Origin of the sequence: Herbaspirillum rhizosphaerae, from assembly GCF_001189965.1 — a bacterium.
GTDB lineage: Bacteria > Pseudomonadota > Gammaproteobacteria > Burkholderiales > Burkholderiaceae_D > Herbaspirillum > Herbaspirillum rhizosphaerae.
The window spans coordinates 216,458-237,479 of record NZ_LFLU01000001.1; the positions used below are offsets into that span (position 1 = coordinate 216,458).

Annotated in this window: 18 protein-coding genes; 9 read left to right on the forward strand and 9 right to left on the reverse strand. The window is 60.2% G+C overall.

Annotation, left to right across the window (positions count from 1 at the left end; translation table 11 throughout):
• Positions 1-3: 3 nt before the first annotated feature.
• Positions 4-2,226, reverse strand: a complete 2,223-nt coding sequence (locus tag AKL25_RS00940) for a TonB-dependent receptor (RefSeq protein WP_050475776.1) — start codon at positions 2,224-2,226, stop codon at positions 4-6.
• Positions 2,227-2,581: 355 nt separating this feature from the next.
• Here AKL25_RS00940 and AKL25_RS00945 point away from each other — a divergent pair, with 355 nt between their 5' ends.
• The 5 genes from AKL25_RS00945 (at position 2,582) to AKL25_RS00965 (ending at position 6,340) form a co-directional block, all read left to right on the forward strand.
• Positions 2,582-3,250, forward strand: a complete 669-nt coding sequence (locus AKL25_RS00945) for a response regulator transcription factor (protein ID WP_007880395.1) — start codon at positions 2,582-2,584, stop codon at positions 3,248-3,250.
• Positions 3,251-3,255: 5 nt separating this feature from the next.
• Positions 3,256-4,668: a sensor histidine kinase gene (locus AKL25_RS00950; RefSeq protein ID WP_050475777.1), complete on the forward strand. Its 1,413-nt coding sequence runs from the start codon at positions 3,256-3,258 to the stop codon at positions 4,666-4,668.
• 107 nt (positions 4,669-4,775) lie between these two features.
• Positions 4,776-4,994: a hypothetical protein gene (locus tag AKL25_RS00955; RefSeq protein WP_050475778.1), complete on the forward strand. Its 219-nt coding sequence runs from the start codon at positions 4,776-4,778 to the stop codon at positions 4,992-4,994.
• Positions 4,994-5,464 carry a SecDF P1 head subdomain-containing protein gene (locus AKL25_RS00960; RefSeq protein ID WP_050475779.1) on the forward strand — a complete coding sequence of 157 codons (471 nt, stop codon included), beginning with the start codon at positions 4,994-4,996 and terminating at the stop codon, positions 5,462-5,464. Before AKL25_RS00955 ends, AKL25_RS00960 begins: the two co-directional genes overlap by 1 nt.
• A gap of 225 nt (positions 5,465-5,689) precedes the next feature.
• Positions 5,690-6,340, forward strand: coding sequence for a DUF1345 domain-containing protein (locus AKL25_RS00965; RefSeq protein ID WP_050475780.1), 651 nt, complete (start codon positions 5,690-5,692; stop codon positions 6,338-6,340).
• A gap of 104 nt (positions 6,341-6,444) precedes the next feature.
• On the opposite strand, the gene mgtA is transcribed toward AKL25_RS00965, so the two are convergent.
• Complete coding sequence (gene mgtA, locus AKL25_RS00970) at positions 6,445-9,207, reverse strand: magnesium-translocating P-type ATPase (protein ID WP_050475781.1); 2,763 nt, start codon at positions 9,205-9,207, stop codon at positions 6,445-6,447.
• Positions 9,208-9,984: 777 nt separating this feature from the next.
• Here mgtA and AKL25_RS00975 point away from each other — a divergent pair.
• On the forward strand, positions 9,985-10,167 hold the full coding sequence (locus AKL25_RS00975; protein WP_007880411.1) for a hypothetical protein: 183 nt from the start codon (positions 9,985-9,987) through the stop codon (positions 10,165-10,167).
• A 209-nt stretch (positions 10,168-10,376) separates the two neighbouring features.
• Here the strand turns inward: AKL25_RS00975 and AKL25_RS00980 are convergent, their stop codons facing one another.
• The gene (locus AKL25_RS00980) at positions 10,377-11,522 is read right to left on the reverse strand and encodes a diguanylate cyclase (RefSeq protein WP_083444521.1); all 1,146 of its coding nucleotides are present in this window, start codon (positions 11,520-11,522) and stop codon (positions 10,377-10,379) included.
• Between the two features lie 219 nt (positions 11,523-11,741).
• Between AKL25_RS00980 and dacB the strand changes: the two genes are divergently transcribed.
• Positions 11,742-13,187 (forward strand): D-alanyl-D-alanine carboxypeptidase/D-alanyl-D-alanine endopeptidase, encoded by a 1,446-nt coding sequence (gene dacB, locus AKL25_RS00985; protein WP_050475782.1) that lies wholly within the window; start codon positions 11,742-11,744, stop codon positions 13,185-13,187.
• 73 nt (positions 13,188-13,260) lie between these two features.
• Here dacB and AKL25_RS00990 read toward each other — a convergent pair whose 3' ends face one another.
• The 3 genes from AKL25_RS00990 to AKL25_RS01000 are packed head-to-tail and all read right to left on the reverse strand — an operon-like array spanning position 13,261 to position 15,213.
• A complete protein-coding gene (locus AKL25_RS00990; RefSeq protein ID WP_050475783.1) occupies positions 13,261-13,761 on the reverse strand; it encodes a TPM domain-containing protein in 501 nt (166 codons plus the stop codon).
• On the reverse strand, positions 13,761-14,603 hold the full coding sequence (locus tag AKL25_RS00995) for a TPM domain-containing protein (protein WP_050475784.1): 843 nt from the start codon (positions 14,601-14,603) through the stop codon (positions 13,761-13,763). Before AKL25_RS00995 ends, AKL25_RS00990 begins: the two co-directional genes overlap by 1 nt.
• Before the next feature lie 16 nt (positions 14,604-14,619).
• Positions 14,620-15,213 carry a LemA family protein gene (locus tag AKL25_RS01000; RefSeq protein ID WP_050475785.1) on the reverse strand — a complete coding sequence of 198 codons (594 nt, stop codon included), beginning with the start codon at positions 15,211-15,213 and terminating at the stop codon, positions 14,620-14,622.
• A 174-nt stretch (positions 15,214-15,387) separates the two neighbouring features.
• Between AKL25_RS01000 and pyrF the strand changes: the two genes are divergently transcribed.
• The gene (pyrF, locus tag AKL25_RS01005) at positions 15,388-16,206 is read left to right on the forward strand and encodes an orotidine-5'-phosphate decarboxylase (RefSeq protein ID WP_050475786.1); all 819 of its coding nucleotides are present in this window, start codon (positions 15,388-15,390) and stop codon (positions 16,204-16,206) included.
• A gap of 100 nt (positions 16,207-16,306) precedes the next feature.
• Here the strand turns inward: pyrF and AKL25_RS01010 are convergent, their stop codons facing one another.
• The 3 genes from AKL25_RS01010 to thiL all read right to left on the reverse strand — a co-directional run bounded on the left by AKL25_RS01010 (position 16,307) and on the right by thiL (position 18,376).
• A complete protein-coding gene (locus tag AKL25_RS01010) occupies positions 16,307-16,786 on the reverse strand; it encodes a CinA family protein (protein WP_050475787.1) in 480 nt (159 codons plus the stop codon).
• Between the two features lie 91 nt (positions 16,787-16,877).
• Entirely contained in the window at positions 16,878-17,414 is a 537-nt protein-coding gene (locus AKL25_RS01015; protein ID WP_050475788.1) for a phosphatidylglycerophosphatase A family protein, read from the reverse strand.
• On the reverse strand, positions 17,411-18,376 hold the full coding sequence (gene thiL / locus AKL25_RS01020; protein ID WP_050475789.1) for a thiamine-phosphate kinase: 966 nt from the start codon (positions 18,374-18,376) through the stop codon (positions 17,411-17,413). The genes AKL25_RS01015 and thiL overlap by 4 nt, the downstream gene beginning before the upstream one ends.
• A gap of 259 nt (positions 18,377-18,635) precedes the next feature.
• Here thiL and AKL25_RS01025 point away from each other — a divergent pair, with 259 nt between their 5' ends.
• On the forward strand, positions 18,636-20,948 hold the full coding sequence (locus AKL25_RS01025) for an NADP-dependent malic enzyme (RefSeq protein WP_050475790.1): 2,313 nt from the start codon (positions 18,636-18,638) through the stop codon (positions 20,946-20,948).
• Positions 20,949-21,022 lie beyond the last annotated feature (74 nt).

Consider the following 21,022-nt stretch of genomic DNA (forward strand, 5'->3'; position numbering starts at 1 on the left):
AGATTACATACGATAGTTGACCGAGATCATGCCGGTACGGCCGGTGCCCGGCACCGAACGTCCGCCGTCGGACTGGATCAGCGCATCGTAATACATTTTGTTGGTCAGGTTAAACAGATTGAAACGAATGTCGTAGTCTTTTTGGGTGTAAGCCAGCGTCGCATCCCAGCGTACATAGCCCCCGACTTGTACCGTATCGGCCGCGGTGGCATAGCGTTGCGACATATAAGTCGCACCGCCGCCGACTTGCCAGTGCGGCACGACGTCGTAGGTAGTCCAGGTGGTCAGCGTATGCTTCGGCGTGTTGACGGGAATCTTGCCCAGCGTGTTGTCCAGTGTTGAGGCGCTGATCACCTGCGCATCCAGATAGGTGTAGCCGGCGGCGACCTGCCATTGCTTGTTGATGCGGCCGGTAGCGCCCAAACGCGCACCCTTGACGCGGACGGTGCCTTGCAATTCGTACACGCCGGTGCTGACCTGGCTGCGCGCGTTTTCCTTCTTGATCTGGAAGATCGCGGCATTGGTCGACAGGTTTTCAGCCAGATCCCACTTGCCGCCCAGTTCGTAGGATTTGTTCTTTTCCGGATCCAGATTGGTTTGACCCGCAGTGCCGGTCAGTTGCTCCAGCGACGGATTGAACGAGGTGCCGTACGACAGGTAGTAAGACTGGGCCGCACTCGGCTGCCAGATACCGCCGGCGCGCACGCTGAGGAAGTTGACGGTCTGATTGGCGCTGGCCAGCGCGGTATTTTTTGCAGCGGCCGGCGTGTTGCTGGAATTAAGCGAGTTGGTGATGCTGGCGACGTAGCGGTCAAAACGCAGACCACCGACCAGCTTGAACTGTTTGCTCAGCTCCATCGTGTCGTTGAAATAGGTGGCGATGGTGTTGGCGCTGCCGCCCTGGCGATTGCCCGCCTGGCTGACGACGTTGGCGCCGGCGGCACTGTAGGTCGGGCTGACGACGGAAATACAGTCGGCATAACCCGACGTCGGTGTGGTCGCGTCAGTCAGCGCGACGCCGTTGCAGGAACCGTTGCGGTAATAAGCCTGGTTGTCGTAACCGTCATGGCCGACTTCCAGGCCGACCAGCAATTCGTGCTTGAAGCCCAGCGCATTGATCTTGGCCGACAGTTCGGTCTGGTTGTAGATCGAGTAATCCTGGATGTTGCGGTCATGGCTTTGCGCGCGCACATACAGGCTCGACAGCGGCAGGCTGCTGGCGGCGCCGGTCAGTGCAGTAAAGCCGGTGCCGGAGACGGTGCCGATGGTATTCGGCGCCGTCTCTACGGCATTGGTGTGCACCCAGTTGAATTGGGTCTGGTTGCGGATGGTCACATCGGGCGTAATCTTGTGCTTGATGCCGGCATTGAGCGACACCACGTCCTGGTCGGTGCGGTCGCTGTTGAGGCCGTAGGAGGTGTTGCGGTCGACATTGACCGGATGACCGTTCAGCGGCGGCAGGCCGTAGTCGGGTTGGTCGTGGTTATGCTGGATCAGCGCCGACAAGGTGACTTCGGTAGAGGTGCCGATGCCGTTGACGTACGATGCCGCCACGCCGAAATCCTGCACATTGGTCTGGTTGCGCGTCGATGCTGCGCCGTCTTGCAGCATGGCCGAGATGCGGAAGGCTGAAGTATCAGTCAGCGGCTGATTGTGGTCGACCGTGGTGCGCACCAGGCCGTTGCTGGTGACCGAGGCGGAGACTTCGGTCGATTCTTTGAGGTTGGCCTTCTTGGTGACCTGGTTGATCACGCCGCCGGTTGAACCGCGGCCGAACAGCATGGAGGATGGTCCCATCAGGACTTCGATTTCATCCATGGCAAAGGTATCGCGGTAATACTGGCCGCGATCGCGGAAACCGTCCAGATAGATATCGGTACGCGCCGAGAAGCCGTTCAGGTTGATGTTGTTGCCGATCTGGCCGCCTTCGGCACCGCCCAAGGTGATGCCGGCGACGTTGCGCAGGGCGTCGGACAGGGAAGTCGCGCCTTGCGATTGCATCAGCGCCTTGTTCACGACCACCACCGATTGCGGCACGTCGTGCAGGTCGGCAGGCAGTTTGGTGATGGCCGTGGTGCCGGTGTTGAAGTCGTCGCGCTGGCCTTCGACCACGACTTCCTTCAGGGAAGACGAGGGAGCAGTCGGCGAAGTCGTTTGGGCGTGGACGGAAACAGGTGCTGCAAACAGCGCGACAAGCGCGGCAGCGATCGGCGTGAGACGGTTCATGTGGTCGTTATCGTTAGGTTAGTCACAGATTGGAGTGGCTGGCTACGACGGACGAAGTCCCGTTTGGCTGGCTAAAATAGGTGCGGAAGCGACGTATTCATCTTTTTGTAGATGATTTCGATTCTCATTCCTGCTGGTTGAGCGCTAGACTAAAGTGCTGGCCTGTCGACGGGCTGACGTAAAGCTGACTATTTGCTGACTGTAGTCAAAATGGCACAAATAAAGCGGGGTCTATCCGATAGAGTGGCAATTTAGTGGTGCGGGGGAGCGCTACAATACCAACCCCTGCTGCTCGCCGGCAGGCAATGATTTCCTGCTGCACATTGCAGTTTTACCTTCAATCTGGTCCTGATATATGAATGTTCTGCTGGTGGAAGATGACCTGGTCTTGGCGGATGGTCTGTCGCGCATGCTCAAATCGCATGGCCTGAGCGTCAATACGGTCAATAACGGCACCGATGCCGATGCCTTGTTGCAACGCTATACGGCCACGGTGCTGGTGCTCGATATCGGCTTGCCGGGGCTGGACGGCTTTGAAGTCGTGCGACGCCTGCGCGCCCGCGGCAGCAACATGCCGGTGTTGCTGCTGACCGCGCGCGATACGATCCCTGACCGCGTGCACGGCCTGGAACTGGGCGCCGACGATTATCTGGTCAAGCCTTTCGCCACGCCGGAACTGGTTGCACGTATCAAGGCCCTGATCCGCCGCAGCAGCCCGCAGCCGACGCAACTCACCATCGGCGGCCTGTCGCTCGACACCTCCTCCAAGCGCGCCACCATCGACGGCAAGAAGGTCGACTTCTCGGTGCGTGAATGGACGGTGCTGGAATACCTCATGCAGCAAGCCTCGCGCGTGGTGTCCAAGCAGCAGATCATCGACGCCGTGCTGCCCTGGGGCGAAGATGTGACGCTCAATGCGGTGGAAGTCTATGTCTCGCGTATCCGCACCAAGACGGCAGGCTCCGGCGTGGCGATTCGCACCATCCGCGGCTTCGGCTACATGCTGGAAAAAAGCGACGCCTGATTTCGATGCGCCGGTCGTCTGCCTCCAATCCGACCCACAAGGTCACGCGTCACAGCATCAAATTCAACCTGCTGAAATGGCTGATTGCGCCGCTACTCGCGGTCAATCTGATCGGCGCCGGCCTGACTTACTGGCTGGCGTGGCTGCCGGCGCAAGACGCATTCGACCAAAGCATCACCGACGCTGCCTGGGCGCTGACTTCGCAGATCAAGCGCGTGCGCGGCAAGACCTCGCTGGAACTGACCAAGCAAGCCGAACAGATGCTGCGCTCGGACCATTTCGACACCATGTATTTCGTGGTGCGCGACGCCAGCGGCGACACGCTGGCCGGCGATCACAATTTCCCGCCGGTCAATCAGATCGCCGAACCCAACGAGCCGGTCACCTACGACGGCGTCATGAACGGCGAGCAGGTCCGGATTGCCGCCCTGTACGTGAGCATCGAGCGCACCCCCATCTACATCGGCATCGCCGAGACCTTCCGCAAGCGCAACCAGACGCACTACGTCATCCTGATTTCGCTGTTGCTGCTCGACGGCGTGCTGACCGCTTTCTCCATCGTCATCGTGTTGGTGGCGGTCAACAAGGGGCTGCATCCGCTGCGCGAATTGCAGCAGAATCTCGACCAGCGCAATCGCGAGAACCTGACGCCGATCGACGTCGAGCAAACCACGGAAGAACTGACGCCGGTGGTCAAGGCGATCAACAGCCTGCTCGACAATATCCGCAAGGGCGCCACGGCGCAGCAGAATTTCCTGGCGAATGTGGCGCATCAGATCCGCACGCCGCTGACCGGTTTGCGCCTGCAACTGGAGTGGTTGCAGCAGCGTCACGCCAATGAGCCGGAAACGGCGCATTCGACTGAGCTGATGACTTCGTCGGTGGAGCGCATGGTGCGCCAGAGTAACCAGTTGCTGGCGCTGGCGCGCGCCGAACCGAGCCGCTTCAAGCCGACTCATCTGGAAGAACTCTCGCTCGACAAACTGGTGGAAGAATCGGTGCAGCACTTCATCGAACAGGCCGACAAGAAGCAGATCGACCTCGGCTTCGACCTGCAGCCGGCGCGCGTGAAGGGCGACCGTTTCATGTTGCGCGATCTGATCGACAACCTGGTCGATAACGCCGTGCGTTATTCGCCGCCGCAGAGCACGGTGACCGTCAGTTGCCGCGAGCACGACGATGCGACGCTGCTGACTGTCGAAGACTCCGGTCCCGGCATCGCGCCGGAACATCGCGAGCTGATCTTCGATCGTTTTTATCGCGTCAACGACAAGATCTCCGGCAGCGGCCTCGGCCTGGCCATCGTGCGCGATATCGCCAAGGATCACGGCGGCGAAATCACGCTGACGTCGGGCGATGAAGACTGCGGCACGGTCTTTACGGTGCGCTTTCCACACGGCTTCCAAGCCGACGCATAGAGGCTTTTCACCGGCAGTTTTTTTCTTCCATCTTGTTTTGCGGAATTGTCTCGAACCAGTTCGGGATGCCTCTGTCCAATCCCTGTATCGACATCGATGGAGGTTTTATGACGGAGCAAGTCCTACAAAGCGGCACCCATATTGCACGTTTCGACGCCGTGAAAAAAGAAGAAGATGTGTTTGAAGCACAAGTTTTCGTACGCCTGACGCGCGAGCCGGAAATCGCCGAAACCTATATCCCTGCCGGCTTGTTCGGCTCCTTGCAGGAAGCGCTGGACAATGCCAGACAACGCGCCGAGCGCGCCTTGAAGGAGCATGAGTTCTGATGGCGTTTGTTTCTCATGTGAAAAAGATCGCTGCCGCCTCCATCCTGTGCACCGGCCTTGCGGCCTGCGCCACAGGCTATTCGCAATCGACCCGGTTTGAAATCCACGCCGCCAGTCTGGCGGAAAGTCCGGATTGGCAAAAAGCCAACTTGCTCGACGATCCCGGCACCACGGTCTATGTCGCGCCGGAAGTGCTGCTGGACAATTCCGACGTGGCGCTGGCCAATGCCAGGAAAGATCTCGGCGGCCAGGTGCTGATCATCATCCAGATGACGCCGGCCGGCACCATCCGCATGGGCGCGGCATCGCGCGTTTTGCTGCGGCAGCGCATGGCGGTGATGATCAACGGCGAGGTGCTGACGGCGCCGGTGGTATCGGCGCCGCTCAGCGGCAATCGTTTCGCCATCACCGGCTTCAAGTCGTTTGAAGAAGCGCAGCAGGTGGCCGAAGGTATCGCGCCGAAAAGATAAGATAGCAACCTCTTGATTCGTCCTCTCTGTCGTCCTGACGCAAGTCAGGACCCAGCGTCGTGTCGACCGTAGCCACGACGCTGGATCCCAGCGTTCGCCGGGACGACGGCAATTGATGCGAAGGGTTTTGAATTGAGCGGCATTTGAGGGTAAGGCGCTGTGTTCGTAAGAAGTACACCTCGCAGTCATGATAAGGTGAGGCCAACTCAACTACGCCTTCCCGCCATGTCCGTTGCCCGTCATATCGTCCAGGTTCATCCCCGTTTGCTGGTCGCCGTCGTCATCGGCGTACTGGGTTTCCTGTTGTGGCCTGCGGGCGAGACCACCACGCGCCTGCTGTTCGGCTGGAACGCCGGCGTCCTGTGTTATCTGCTGTCGATCTGGTTCATGATGCTCGGCGCCAAAGCCGCGGACGTCAAACGTCTGGCGGAGACGGAAGATGAAAGCGCGCAGCTGGTGCTGGTCATGGTGTGCGTGGCGGCCATTGCCAGCCTCGCCGCCATCATCGTCGAGCTGGCCGGCGCATCGCATCTGGGCGAGCACAAGCTGCTGCGCTACGCCTTTACCGGCGGCACCGTGCTCGGATCCTGGTTTCTGATCGGCACCATCTTCACCTTGCACTACGCGCGTTTGTTCTATGGGGAAGACGACGATGCCGAACCGCCGTTGCGCTTTGCCGACGGCGAAAAAAATCCAGACTACTGGGACTTTCTCTACTTCTCGTTCACCATCAGCGTCGCGGTGCAGACCTCGGACGTTTGCGTGGGCACGCGCGCCTTGCGCAAGACCGTGCTGGCGCATTCGGTGATCGGCTTTCTCTTCAATGCGGCGATTCTGGGGCTGTCCATCAATATCGCGGCCAGTCTGACCGGTTGACGGAACGCGTTGCCGCTGGCTGGCGCGAGCAAAGCAACGCGGACAAAATAAAAAGGGATGTGTTTGCACACATCCCTTTTTTACGTACTCAGCTTCTCAGCTGTTTATTGCCAGCCGTAGCGGTTGGTGTACCACTTCTTCATCAGCTGGATCAGCGCACCGTAAGCGATCAGGATCGCCAGCAGCCACGGGAAGTAGCTCAGCGGCAGGGCCTGCAGCTTGAAGTAGCTGGCCAGCGGCGACATCGGCAGGATGATGCCGATACACATGATGATCAGCGTCATGCCCATCAGCGGCCACGAGGCGCGGCTCTGGATGAACGGGATGCGCTTGGTGCGGATCATGTGCACGATCAGCGTTTGCGACAGCAGGCCTTCGATGAACCAGCCCGATTGGAACAGGGTTTGATGATCCGGCGAATTGGCGCCGAACACGTACCACATCAGGGCAAAGGTGCTGATGTCGAAGATCGAGCTGATCGGACCGAAGAACACCATGAAGCGGCCGATTTCGCCCGGGTTCCAGCGTTGCGGCTTCTCGAGGAATTCCTTGTCGACGTTGTCGAACGGGATCGAGATCTGCGACACGTCGTACAGCAGGTTTTGCACCAGCAGATGCAAAGGCAGCATCGGCAGGAAGGGCAGGAAGGCGCTCGCCACCAGCACCGAGAAGACGTTGCCGAAGTTGGAGCTGGCCGTCATCTTGATGTACTTGAGCATGTTGGCGAAGGTTTTGCGGCCTTCCAGCACGCCTTCTTCCAGCACCATCAGGCTCTTTTCCAGCAGGATCAGATCGGCGGCTTCCTTGGCGATGTCGACTGCGGTATCGACCGAGATGCCGATGTCGGCCGCGCGCAATGCCGGCGCATCGTTGATGCCGTCGCCCATGAAACCGACCACGTGGCCCTTGTCGTGCAGCACGCGCACGATGCGTTCCTTGTGAGTCGGGCTGAGCTTGGCGAAGACGGTGGTCTTCTCGACGGCGACGGACAACTCTTCGTCGCTCATCTTTTCCACGTGCGAACCGAGCAGCATGCCTTCGACCTCGAGGCCGACTTCGCGGCAGATCTTGGCGGTGACGAGTTCATTGTCGCCGGTCAGGATCTTGACGGTGACGCCGTGCGCGCGCAGTGCGGCCAGCGCAGGCTCGGTCGATTCCTTCGGCGGATCGAGGAAAGCGATATAACCGATCAGCACCAGATCCGATTCATCGGCGACGCTGTAGGTTTCCTTGGTCGGCGGCAGGTCCTTGGCGGCCACGGCCACTACGCGCAGGCCTTCGGAATTCAGGCTGGCGGTGGTTTCCTTGATCTCCGCCAGCAGTTCCGGCGTGAACGGCACGATCTCGCCGTTGTTGCGTGCATGGGTACAGATCGAGACGATCTCTTCTACCGCGCCTTTGCAGATCAGTTCATGGTGATCTTCGCGTTCGCTGACCACCACCGACATGCGGCGGCGCTGGAAGTCGAACGGGATTTCATCGACCTTGCGGTAAGCCGAGGCGATCGCCATTTCGCGTTGCAGTTCGGCGTGTTCCAGCACGGCGACGTCGAGCAGGTTCTTCAGGCCGGTCTGGTAGAAGCTGTTCAGGTAGGCGTATTGCAGCACTTCGTCGTTGGGCTCGCCGAGGATGCCGGTGTGGCGTTCCAGGAAAATCTTGTCCTGCGTCAGCGTGCCGGTCTTGTCGGTGCACAGCACGTCCATCGCGCCGAAGTTCTGGATCGCGTCCAGACGCTTGACGATGACCTTCTTGCGCGACAAGGCGACCGCGCCCTTGGCCAGCGTCGAGGTGACGATCATCGGCAGCATTTCCGGCGTCAGGCCGACCGCGATCGACAGGCCGAACAGGAAGGCTTCGACCCAGTCGCCCTTGGTGAAACCGTTGATGAAGAACACGATCGGCGTCATCACCAGCATGAAGCGGATCAGCAGCCAGCTGACCTTGTTCACGCCGGACTGGAATGCCGTCGGTGTACGGTCGGTGGCGGTGACGCGCTCAGCCAGCGCGCCGAAGTAGGTGCGCTTGCCGGTGGTCAGGACCACGGCAGTGGCCGAGCCGCTGACCACGTTGGTGCCCATGAAGCAGAGGTTGTCGAGTTCCAGCGGGTTGCTGGCGTCGACGCCGCGATGCTCGGCGAACTTTTCCACCGGTAGCGATTCGCCGGTCATGGCGGCCTGGCTGATGAACAAGTCCTTGGCCGACAGCAGGCGCAGGTCGGCCGGAATCATGTCGCCGGCGGACAGTTGCACGATGTCGCCCGGGACCAGTTTCTTGATCGGCAGCTCAATGCGCTTGGCGCCCTTGGGATGCAGCGTGACGTCGAAGTAGCGCTGCGCTTCTTCGGCGATGTCGGCGACGATGTCGTGGCGGATCACGGTCGCGGTGTTGCTGACCATTTCCTTGAGCTTGTCGGCGGCCGTGTTGGAACGCGACTCCTGCACGAAGCGCATCAGCGTCGACACGACGACCATGGTGCCGATCACGATGGCGGCCTTCATGTCTTCGGTGTAGTACGACACGGCGGCGAGCACGGTCAGCAGCAGGTTGAACGGGTTCTTGTAGCAGTGCCACAGATGGACCCACCAGGTCAGCGGTTTTTCGTGTTCGACTTCATTCGGGCCGACTTCGGCGCGGATGGCGTCGGCTTCCTGCTCGGTCAGGCCGTCGGTGCGGGAGCCCAGGCTTTTCAGCAGTTCGGACAGCTCGGTTTGGGAGGCGCTCACCAGGCTTTGCGCCACGGTTTGGGGGACTTCCTTGGTGGTCGGCGAGCTGCGGAACATGTCCACGCCGAGACGGCGGAAATGGCGATCCATGCCGCGTGCACGGATGAAGCTAGCGAAGGTTTCTTTCAACAGATCCAGATTCATGATGAAGCTCTTTTTCTTTGCAACAGTTTGCAGTACTGGGCCGGACAGCGCGCGGCAGTCCGGTTCGTGCAGTCATCGAAGGGGAAAAATGAGAAAGCGTCAAACTGTAACGAATCCTCCTGACATATCGATGACAGCGATGGCAGAGACGCCATTAATTCGGAAGTAGAGGGGGCATAAGGACTCCGCAGGTTAAGGTTGCGAAGCCGCTTTCGTCGACATCTGTTCTGCTGACGGCATGGACCGTCCACACCATACCAGTGACGGTCGGCCATGAACGGATTCTTCCCGGTAGGTGTGGTGTTGAAAAAACACGCACTGCCGGAAAAGCGCTGCGCCACGGGATCGGCAACGGCGCAAACGCCAATTGCCGCGCCCGCAAGGAGGCGCGTCAGTCTGTGTTGTCTGGTGGTAAGGACATGCGCCTGAAGCGGCGGATGCCGAATGCCATCATCTGCTCATGCAAGATGACGGCAGGGAGAAGTCCTGCGTTATCTTGCCGAGGCGAGCCGGGACATTTCCCGGCAACAACTATCACTCGAACAAGTGCCCATGAAAGGGACTCCATAAAATAAGAACGGGCGGATTCTAACCCCGGGCTTTCGGCATGGTCAAGGCCATTTAACAACAATTACATATGGCGAATCGATTCAGGAACCGGTTCAGATGGCGCGCCGGTTGTGCACTGCGGCACATGCCGCCTCGAAACTGTCCTTGTTTTATGTAGTTGGCGGCCTATACTCAAATCATAAAGAAAACATGTAGGAGACAAAAATCATGCCGAATATCGTCACGAATAATCTCATGTTCTTTTTGCCGATGGCGTTTGCCGGGTTGGTGTTGTTTGGCGAAGTGCCGGTAGCGTCGAAATTTGTGAGGACGGTATTGCGTGGAATCGGTGCCCTGGGTGGGGCACTGATTGCGCTTTTAGTGCTGGAGGTACTGCCAGTGCTAATTTAACGAGCTTTCTTGCTCGTTCGCTGCGGATCAAACTCCGATCTGCGGCGGTGGCTGGAACGCCGGAGGGAGTGCGCATTTGCATAAATCGACTCCATTGACTCGTCGGGCGTTCCACCTTTGATTGCCGAGGCCGTTGCGTCTTCCCTAAGATGACGCGGCGGCCTTTTTATTTGGGTAAAGCTTCCCTGTGTCTGGGACGGGCGCACGGATCAATGTCCTTCCACCACCAGGCAATCGCGTCCGCGATCCTTGGCCTGATACATCGCATGGTCGGCGCGTTGCAGCCACGAATAATGGGCTTCCATATCGCTGTGAAAACTCACCAGTCCGGCGCTGATGGTGCAACCCCACAACATGTTTTCCGCGCTGCGATGCCGGCGCACCTGCTCGATCAGGCGGGCCGCGAGCACTTCCGCTTCGCGCAAGCTGATGTCCTGCAGGATGACCACGAATTCTTCGCCGCCGTAGCGGCCGATGAGATCATCTGCGCGCAGGTTTTCTTTCAGCAGCTGCGCAAAATTCTTCAGTACTTCATCGCCGACCAGATGGCCGTGGGTATCGTTGATGTTCTTGAAGTGATCGATATCGAGCAGCAGCAGGCATGAGCTGCGCTTCTTCCCGTGGCAGGCCTCGAATTCTTCCATCAGCAAGGATTCCCAGTAGCGCCGGTTGAGCAGGCCGGTGAGACCGTCTTGCTGGCTGACGGTTTCAAACTCGCGCGAACGCTCCGCCAGTTTTTTCGACATGTCGTAGGTCGATTTTCCCAATGCCAGCGGATAGAGCGCCAGCATCGGCAGGCAGGCCACAACGGTGTAGAGGTCGGACTCCGGCGCAAACCGGAACTCGAGCAGCAGCAGGCCAATCAACGCGCCGAACACGCTGCCGAGCAAGCCGCGCAGAAACAGCTTGGTGCCGCCTGCGGCGATATTGTCCATCGACAGCATGGCGAGGATGACCGCGCTCGGCACCAGATTACCCTGCATGGCGATGATCCAGAAGCCGCCGAATCCGGTATCGGCGACCAGGTTCATGCGTTCTGTGCGATAAGGGATCTTGCTGTTGAGCGCCACGCGATAAGCCACGTGCGGCCAGATATAGCCGTGAAAAATCAGCAGCGCCCACAGCGGCCATCCGACCGGATTTTGCAGGAAGCCTGCGGCAACGCAGAAGAAGCCTATCGACAAGCCGATGACGCGCAGAATGTAGATGCGTTTGACGAAGCGCACGCCTTTGCCGATCAGTTCTTCCGGCGAAGGCGAATCGCCGAAAGCGCGTTGCGCCCGCTTGAACGAAAAGAACGATGCCGTTCGCGCACGCGATCTGCCGCTTCGGGAACGGGGTTTGGGTGAGGGCATGGTAAGCAAGGATGTTCGGCGGCAATAAAGGAATCAAAGGACAAACTGCGGCAGTGCCACGGCGTAACAAATAATGAAGCTGTCACGTAACTTGCGTTGAACCAATATAGCTAGGTTACAACATAAGTCGGCGATTCACCAGAATGGGGCGGCAGAATGTAGCCATCAATACCCGCATGGACAGACTTATAATGCCGATTCCTCTCTGATTGGCGCGTTATGCAGATTTTTAAAGAATTCCGGTCTTTCGCATTCCTCATCACTGCTTCTCTTTCCGCTGTTTGCAGCGTGGCAACGATCTCTGCGGCGACCGCCCAGGAACTGCCGCCGGTCATGAACGCGGCGCTCAGGCAGGCCAAAATCCCCGCAAAAAATGTCGGCGTCTTCGTGCAGGAAGTCGATGCTGCACGTCCGATGCTGGCCTACAACGCAGCGGCGCCGTTCAATCCGGCCTCGGTAATGAAGCTGATCACGACCGACGCTGCGCTGGAGCTGCTGGGGCCGACCTTCAACTGGAAGACGCAAGCCTATGTCGAGGGCGTGCTCAACGGCGGCGTGCTGAACGGCGACCTCAGCATCAAAGGCAGCGGTGACCCCAAGCTGGTGATGGAAAACTTCTGGATGTTCCTGCGCCAGATCCGCGCCAAGGGCGTGCGCGATATCCGCGGCAACGTGGTGCTGGATCGCAGCGTGTTTGAAGACAACGTCTACGACCCCGCGCAGTTCGACGGCGATCCGCAAAAGCCGTACAACGTCGGCCCCGACGCCTTGCTGCTGAATTACAAAACCATCGCCTTGCGCTTTCTGCCGGATGAAGTCACGGGGCAAGTCAGCGTGACCATGGAGCCGCCGCTGGCCGGCTATACCCTGGCGGCGCCGCGGCTGTCGAAGGAAGCAATCTGCGGCGACTGGCAAGGCAAGCTGCAAGCCGACGTCGGCGTCAGTGCGGCGGGGTTCAATGGCAGCTATCCTGCAGCTTGCGGAGAAAAGGTCTGGTACATCCATCCTTACCGGATGAATTCGACCCAGTATTTCGGCGGCGTGCTGCGCCAGATGTGGAGCGAACTGGGCGGCACCATTTCCGGCAGGGTGGTGCCGGGCAACGTGGCGCCGGTTGCGCGTCTGTTCGCGGAATGGCAATCGCCGGCGGTGCCGGAAGTCATTCGCGATATCAACAAATACAGCAACAACGTGATGGCGCGCCAGCTCTTGCTGACCATCGGTGCACAGGCGTCGCAAGCGCCCGGCAGCACCGAGCGTGGCGCGCGCGCGATCCGCAGCTGGCTGTCCGGCAAAGGCATCGGCGCCGATGAACTGGTGATCGAAAACGGCGCCGGCTTGTCGCGCAATGAGCGGGTCGCGCCGAACACGCTGGGGCAGGTGCTGGTGGCGGCGTATCACTCGCCGGTGATGCCGGAATACATCGCGTCCATGCCGCTGGTCGGCTATGACGGCACCATGCGCAAGCGCCTGCGCAGTGAAGGCGTGGCGGGGCAGGCGCATATCAAGACCGGTTCGCTCAACGATGTGCGTTCGGTCGCCGGTTTCGTGCAGGCCGAGTCGGGAAAGATGTATGTCGTGGTATGCCTGATCAATCATCCCAATGCACCGTTCGGCCAGGCCGCACAGGATGCGCTGTTGCAGTGGGTGTTTGAGAAAGGCTAGCGCGGTGCTTAGTGCTTGATGCACCTTGATATGACCGCCCTCATTCGCGATGGAAGAGGGCGGTTTTTTTCGGTCAGAGCATCAGCGGGCGGTCGGACAGCTGGTTCCTGTGCTTGTCCTGATCGGGGAAATGCTCGGCAAGCAAGGCGTTGAGCTGCGTCAATGCCTGCAGCAGGCTGTCGTGATATTTCTTCCCCGCAAAGCCGCGCGTCATGGTCTGGCACACGGCGTGCCAGTCGTCGCGTTTGAGCACTTTGTCGACGGTCCGGTCAGGCAGGATCTCGACCTTGTGATCGGCGACATTGATGTAGATCAGGATGCCGCAGTTCTCTTCCGTATCCCATATCCGATAGTGTGAAAACAGTTCGTGCGCACGGGCGCGCGACGATTCGCCGCGCAACACGGCGCTCAGCGGCAGGGCGGCCTCGACGATGCAGCGGATTTCTGCGCGGTGCTGTTTTTCGCCGGCGGCGATGCCCGCTTGCACGGCCTGCAGGGTGGCGCGGGGAAACAGCTTGCGCGCCTGGCTGCGTGTGCCGAAGAGATGCCTGAGCAGGCGATTGAATTGAGCCATTACCAGTCTCCCGAGGCGCCGCCGCCGTCAAAGCTGCCACCGCCGCCCGAAAATCCACCGCCCGAGCCTGATCCGCCGCCAAAACCGCCGCCGCTGCTGAAACCGCCGCTGCGGCCGCCACGGCTCTGAACGGCATCGCTCAGGATGCTGCCGATGATGACGCCTGCGGTGTGGCCCCAGTCGTTGCTGTTGAGGTTGTTGCGGGGACGGCGGCGTGCAAACATGATGACGCCGAAAAAGATCGCCAGGAATACGACTACGGCAATCAGCTCAATCCAGCCGTCATCCTCTTGCGCGGCAGCCTGCCTGGCTTTTTCTGCCGCCGGCAGATGTTCTTCGTCCAGCAGGCTGGTCAGCGCAGAAACGCCCGCGGCGAGGCCGCCGTAGTAGTCGTTCTGGCGGAAGTGCGGGGCGATGACGTCTTCCAGTATGCGTTTCGATTTTGCATCCGTCAGGCTGCCCTGCACGCCGCGTCCGGCTTCGATGCGCAGGCGGCGCAGCGCCTTGCTGTTGTCTTTGGCAACGATCAGGATGACGCCGTCGTCGATGCCTTTGCGGCCGAGCTTCCAGGCATCGGCGACGCGGATGCCGTATTGCTCAATGGCTTCCGGCGCGGTGCTGGAAATCAGCAGGACGGCGATCTGGCTGCCGGTGCGTGTTTCATATTCGGCGAGCACCTGATCCAGAGCGCTGCGTTGCTGCTCCTGCAGCATGTGCGCCTGATCGATCACGTGCGAGCTCAGCGCCGGGACGGCGACGAAATCCTGCGCGCCGGCCGGTTGCAGGAAGCTGGCGAGCAGGATGCTCAGGAAGAACGCGGGAAGGGCGCGAAAAAACGGCATAGGGAAACTTACCGGCTTACTTGCCGAAGTTGACGGCAGGCGCGGTGGAGATCGCCTTTTCGTTCTCAACCGTGAAGGACGGCTTGACCGCATAGCTGAAAAGCTTGGCGGTGATGTTGGTCGGGAAGCTGCGCGCCAGCACGTTGTACTCCTGCACCGAAGCGATGTAGCGCTGACGGGCTACGGTGATGCGGTTTTCGGTGCCTTCCAGTTGCGATTGCAGATCGCGGAAGCTGGTGTCGGCCTTGAGTTGCGGATAGTTTTCCGACACCGCCATCAGGCGCGACAAGGCGGACGACAACTGGCCCTGCACCTGCTGGAATTTGTTGAAGGCTTCAGGATTGTTCAGCACTTCCGGCGTGATCTGGAAGCTGGTGGCGGCGGCGCGCGCCTGGGTCACGGCTTCCAGCGTGTCTTTCTCGTGCGCGGCATAACCCTTGACGGTATTGACGAGATTGGGAATCAGGTCGGCGCGGCGCTGGTATTGGTTGACGACTTCACCCCAGGCGGCCTTGGTGGCTTCATCCTTGGCCTGGAAGTCGTTGTAGCCGCAGCTGCTCAGGGTCAAGACGGAAGCGGCGATTGCCAGCCATGCGAACCATTTTTTCATTGTATTTCTCTCGAAAATTAACACATTCGCTACTGTGATCAGTCCTTGGATGGGCGTCAAGCATTGCGGTGAAATCGCGGCGAAATTGCACCCAGCGACGCCCCGAATACCGGGTTTCCGGTGCGGCCGCGTTACAATGTCGCATCTTTGCCTATTCAAGCTCTAAGGTTTACCGTGACATTTATCGACAAATTATCCGCTGCGTGGAAGGCCAACAATTCTCTGCTGTGCGTCGGCCTGGACCCGGATATCGCCAAATTCCCGGCGCAATGGAAGAACCAGCCGGATGCGATTCTGGCGTTCTGCAAGGGCATCATCGACGCCACCGCCGACGCGGCGTGCTCGTTCAAGCCGCAGATCGCCTACTTCGCGGCCTTGCGCGCCGAAGACCAATTGGAAGAAATCTGCAGCTACATCCGCAGCCGTTATCCGCATATTCCCATCGTGCTGGACGCCAAGCGCGGCGACATCGGGGCTACCGCCGAGCAATATGCGCGCGAAGCCTTCGAGCGCTATGGCGCCCATGCAGTGACGGTGAGCCCGTACATGGGGTTCGATTCGGTCGCGCCGTATCTGGAATGGAAGGACCGCGGCGCCATCGTGTTGTGCCGCACCTCCAACGCCGGCGGTTCCGATCTGCAATTCCTGAATGTCGACGGCGTGCCGCTGTATCAGCACGTGGCGCGTCTGGTGGCGGACAAGTGGAACACCAACGGCCAGTGCGGCCTGGTGGTCGGCGCCACTTTCCCGGAAGAACTGGCGCAGGTGCGCAGCATCATCGGCGACATGCCTTTGCTGGTGCCGGGTGTCGGCGCGCAGGGCGGCGACGTGGCGGCGACCGTCAAGTCCGGCAAGACCGCGGGCGGTGCGGGAATGATGATCAATTCGTCGCGCGCGATCCTGTACGCCAAGCCGGAAGGCGACGAAGACTACGCCGCAGCGGCACGCCGGGTGGCGCTGGAAACGCGTGATGCGATCAATCAATATCGTTGAGTTCTAGTAAACCGGTAAGCGTATCAAGACGTAAAAAGAGCCGCTGCGATCCGATCGCTGCGGCTCTTTTTGTATCCGGCTTCTGTGTCGGTGTCGCGACTCAGGTCAGCATGCGCAGCAAGCCTTGCAGCGAGTGCACAACCGCCTGTTCGCGCACGGCCTGGCGGTCGCCGGCGAACACCAGGCGCTCGGTGAAAGTCTGGTCGCCGACTTTCCAGCCGAAGCAGACCGTGCCCACGGGCTTGCCGGGCACCGCGCCGCCGGGGCCGGCGATGCCGGTGGTGGAGACGGCGACATCGGAGCTGCTGTTGGCGATGGCGCCTTCGGCCATGGCGGCGGCGATTTCTTCGCTGACGGCGCCGTGCTGCGCGATCAAGGCTTCCGAAATATCCAGCAATTCGTTTTTCGATACGTTGGAATAGGTCACGAAACCGCAGTCGAACCATTCCGACGATCCGGCGATTTCCGTAATGGCTTGCGCTACGCCGCCGCCGGTGCAGGACTCGGCGGTCGAGAGCAACAACTTCCTGGCTTTGAGCGCTTGGCCGACGCGTGCGGCGAGGTCTGTCGAGGTGTCCATGTTGATGTCATCCTTCGTTGTTGGCGGGTGGTGGTCAACGTGTGATGAGAGGCGGCTCTCATGTGGCAAGCATACTCTTGTTGCGGGCGATTTACATAGAGCGCCAGAAGGCGAATACCAACAAAGTGTAAAAGGCTGCGACGATATCGTCCCACATCACGCCGAAGCCGCCCTTGAAGCGGCGATCGAAATAAGCAATCGGCGGCGGCTTGACCATGTCGAAAAAACGGAACCAGACAAACGCCCAGCATTGCGTCGCCAGATCGGCCGGCGTCAGCAGCACCAGGACCAGCCAGAACGCGATGATTTCATCCCACACCATGCTGCCGTGATCCGGTGCACCCAGATCGCGGCCGGTGCGATGACAAGCCCAGACGCCGACGAAAAATCCCGCGCCGATGATGATCAGCCAGGCCAGCGGCGTAAAGACGGCCGGCCAGCGCACGGTCAGCACGGCATAAGCCAGCCACGCGAACAAGGTGCCGGAGGTGCCGGGCATGATCGGCGACAGGCCGCTGCCGAAACCTTGCGCGAGCAAGTGGGTCGGATGCGCGAGCATGAAGCGCGCAGTCGGCCGCACCGATTTGTTAAGTTGCGCCTTGCGGCCCGGTTCTATTGTTGTTGTCATGAGGTGAAATGGTCGAAAGAGGTCAAGGCGAGATCCAGCGGCTCGCCGCCGCCATCCACCAGGCGTAGGCCCGGCATGGATTCGATGACGCCGACGCGGGTGACTTCGGTGCCGGTTTGCTCGGCAGCGGCGAGGACTTGTTCGCGGCGGCTTTGCGGTGCGGTAAAGCAGAGTTCGTAGTCGTCGCCGCCGGATAGCGTGAAACGGCGGCGCAGGTCTTGCGCTTGCTGCTTCAGGATCGCGCCGGGCGGCAAGGCGTCTGCGTCGAGGCGTGCGCCGACGCGGGAGCGCTCCAGGATATGGCCGAGGTCGCCGGCAAGGCCATCCGAAATATCGATGGCGGCATGGGCAATGCTGCGCAGCGCCATGCCGAGCACCACGCGCGGCGTCGGTTGGTGCATGCGTTGTGCTGCAATGTGGTGCGCTTGCGTGTCCAGGGAGAGTTCACGGCGATAGGCGGCCAGCGCCAGTCGTGCATCGCCCAGCGTGCCGGAGATCCAGATGTCGTCGCCGTCTTTTGCCGCATCACGGCGCAAGGCTTGCGTGAAGGGGATTTCTCCGAACACGGTGATGCTGATGTTGAGCGGTCCCTTGGTGGTATCGCCGCCGATGAGCTCGCAAGCGTGCTCATCGGCGAGTTTCAGCAGACCGCGCGAGAACGGCTCAAGCCAGTCTTCGCGCGCTTCCGGCAGCGCGAACGCCAGCGTGAACGCGATCGGCTGTGCGCCCATGGCTGCCAAGTCCGACAGGTTGACGGCCAGGCATTTATGTCCGAGCGCATAAGGATCGGCATGCGGAAAGAAGTGGCGGCCCTCGACCAGCATGTCGGTCGATATCGCCAGTTGCATGCCCGGCGCAGGCGTGAGCAAGGCGCAGTCGTCGCCGACGCCGAGCGCAGCGCGGCTGCCGGGTGCAGACGGGCGCGTGAAATAACGGGAGATGAGTTCAAATTCGGAGAGCATGGGCGTGATTGTAACGAATACGTCATCAACTCCCGGTAATTTATGCGGGTAATTCTTCGAAGTATTGATTGGTATGACCTTTGGCGGCTCCGTTTTGCCGATGAAACCGGGCGCACCAACTTGCGCCCGAAGCCGCACCAGTATTGGGTCTCGGAATGCTGCGCTGCGCCATAGATCAGTAGTATCCACCCTATGAGAGCGGGCCGACCTCTGCTAAAATCGCAGGTCTTCGACAAGTCTAGAAAAGAGAACGCAGAGTATGGATTCGATGATCAGTAAAAAAGAAGAATTGCGTCAGCAACTTCGCCAGGCAGCGCTGGAGTACCATGAATTTCCAACGCCGGGCAAGATCAGCGTCACGCCCACCAAGCTATTAACCAATCAACGAGACCTGTCTCTGGCGTACTCTCCGGGCGTCGCTGCAGCCTGCGAAGAAATCGTTGCAGATCCCGCCAACGCATTCAAGTACACCGCGCGCGGCAACCTGGTCGCCGTCATCAGTAACGGCACCGCCGTGCTCGGCCTGGGCAACATCGGCCCGCTGGCTTCCAAGCCGGTGATGGAAGGCAAGGGCGTGCTGTTCAAGAAGTTCGCCGGCATCGACGTCTTCGACATCGAAATCAACGAAACCGACCCGGACAAGCTGTGCGACATCATCGCCTCGCTGGAACCGACTTTCGGCGGCATCAACCTGGAAGACATCAAGGCGCCGGAGTGTTTCTACATCGAACGCAAACTGCGCGACCGCATGAAGATCCCGGTCTTCCATGACGATCAGCACGGCACCGCGATCATCGTCGGCGCAGCGATCCTGAACGGCCTGAAGGTCGTCGGCAAGAGCCTCAAGGAAGTGAAGCTGGTGGTTTCCGGCGCAGGCGCTGCAGCGCTGGCTTGCCTGGACCTGATCGTCGATCTCGGCTTCCCGATCGAAAACATTTACGTCACCGACCTGGCCGGCGTGGTCTACAAGGGCCGCACCGAACTGATGGATCCGGACAAGGAACGCTTCGCTCGCGAAACCGACGCGCGCACCCTGGCCGACGTCATCCCTGACGCCGACATTTTCCTGGGCGTGTCGGCCGGCGGCGTGTTGAAGCAAGACATGGTCAAGAAGATGGCGCCGCGTCCGCTGGTGCTGGCGCTGGCCAACCCGACACCGGAAATCCTGCCGGAAGACGTCATGGCAGTGCGCGACGACGCCATCATCGCCACCGGCCGTTCCGACTACCCGAACCAGGTCAACAATGTCCTGTGCTTCCCGTACATCTTCCGCGGCGCGCTGGATTCCGGCGCGACCACCATCACGCGCGAAATGGAAATCGCCGCCGTGCACGCGATTGCTGAACTGGCGCAAGCCGAGCAATCCGACATCGTGGCGGCGACCTACGGCGTGACCAATCTGTCGTTCGGTCCTGAATACATCATTCCGAAGCCGTTCGATCCGCGCCTGATGATCAAGATCGCGACGGCGGTGGCGCGTGCGGCCGAGACTTCCGGCGTGGCGGCGCGTCCGATTCAGGACATGAACGCCTACGCGGAAAAGCTGGAGCAGTTCGTCTACCACAGCGGCACTTTCATGCGTCCTATCTTCCAGGCCGCCAAGAAGGCGCCGGAAGCCAAGAAGCGCATCGTCTTTGCCGAAGGCGAAGAAGAGCGCATCCTGCGCGCGGTGCAAGTCATCGTCGACGAATGCCTGGCCAAGCCGATCCTGGTCGGCCGTCCGGAAGTGCTGGAACAGCGCATCAAGAAATTCGGCCTGCGCCTGCGTCCGAACGTCGACTTCGAAGTCATCAACCCGAACTTCGACGAGCGCTATCGCGACTACTGGCAGACTTTCTTGGAAATGACCAAGCGCCGTGGCGTCACCGAGCAATACGCGAAGCTGGAAATGCGCCGCCGCCACACGCTGATCGGTTCGATGGCGATCCACAAGGGTCATGCCGACGGCATGATCTGCGGCACCTACGGCACCACCCAGCTGCACTTGCACTACATCGATCAGGTGCTGGGCAAGCGCGAAGGCGTCAACGTCTATGCCGCCATGAACGGCGTCATCCTGCCGAGCCGCCAGCTGGTGCTGGTCGACACGCACGTCAATGAAAACCCGACAGCAGAACAGCTGGCGGAAATCACCATCATGGCGGCGGAAGAAATGCGCCGTTTCGGCCTGCATCCACGTGCTGCGCTGCTGTCGCATTCGAACTTCGGTTCCAGCAACAGCGAATCGGCCATCAAGATGCGTACGGCCCTGAAGCTGATCCAGGAGCAGGCTCCGGAACTGGAAGCCGACGGCGAAATGCACGGTGACACCGCGCTCGACCAGAAGCTGCTGGCGCAAGTCATGCCGGATTCGCCGCTGAAGGGCGACGCCAACCTGCTGGTGATGCCGAATATCGACGCCGCCAACATCGCCTACAACCTGTTGAAGACAGCGTCCGGCAACGGCGTGGCAATCGGTCCTATCCTGCTGGGTTGCGCTAAGCCGGTGCACATCCTGACCGCATCGGCAACGGTGCGCCGTATCGTCAACATGACCGCTCTGTGCGTCATGGATGCGATGTCGGAGCGTTGATCTGAACTGATCGGCAGGGCAATTCAGTAATTAGTAAAGTCGGTAACCAAGGCGGCGCATTTCGAAAGGAATGC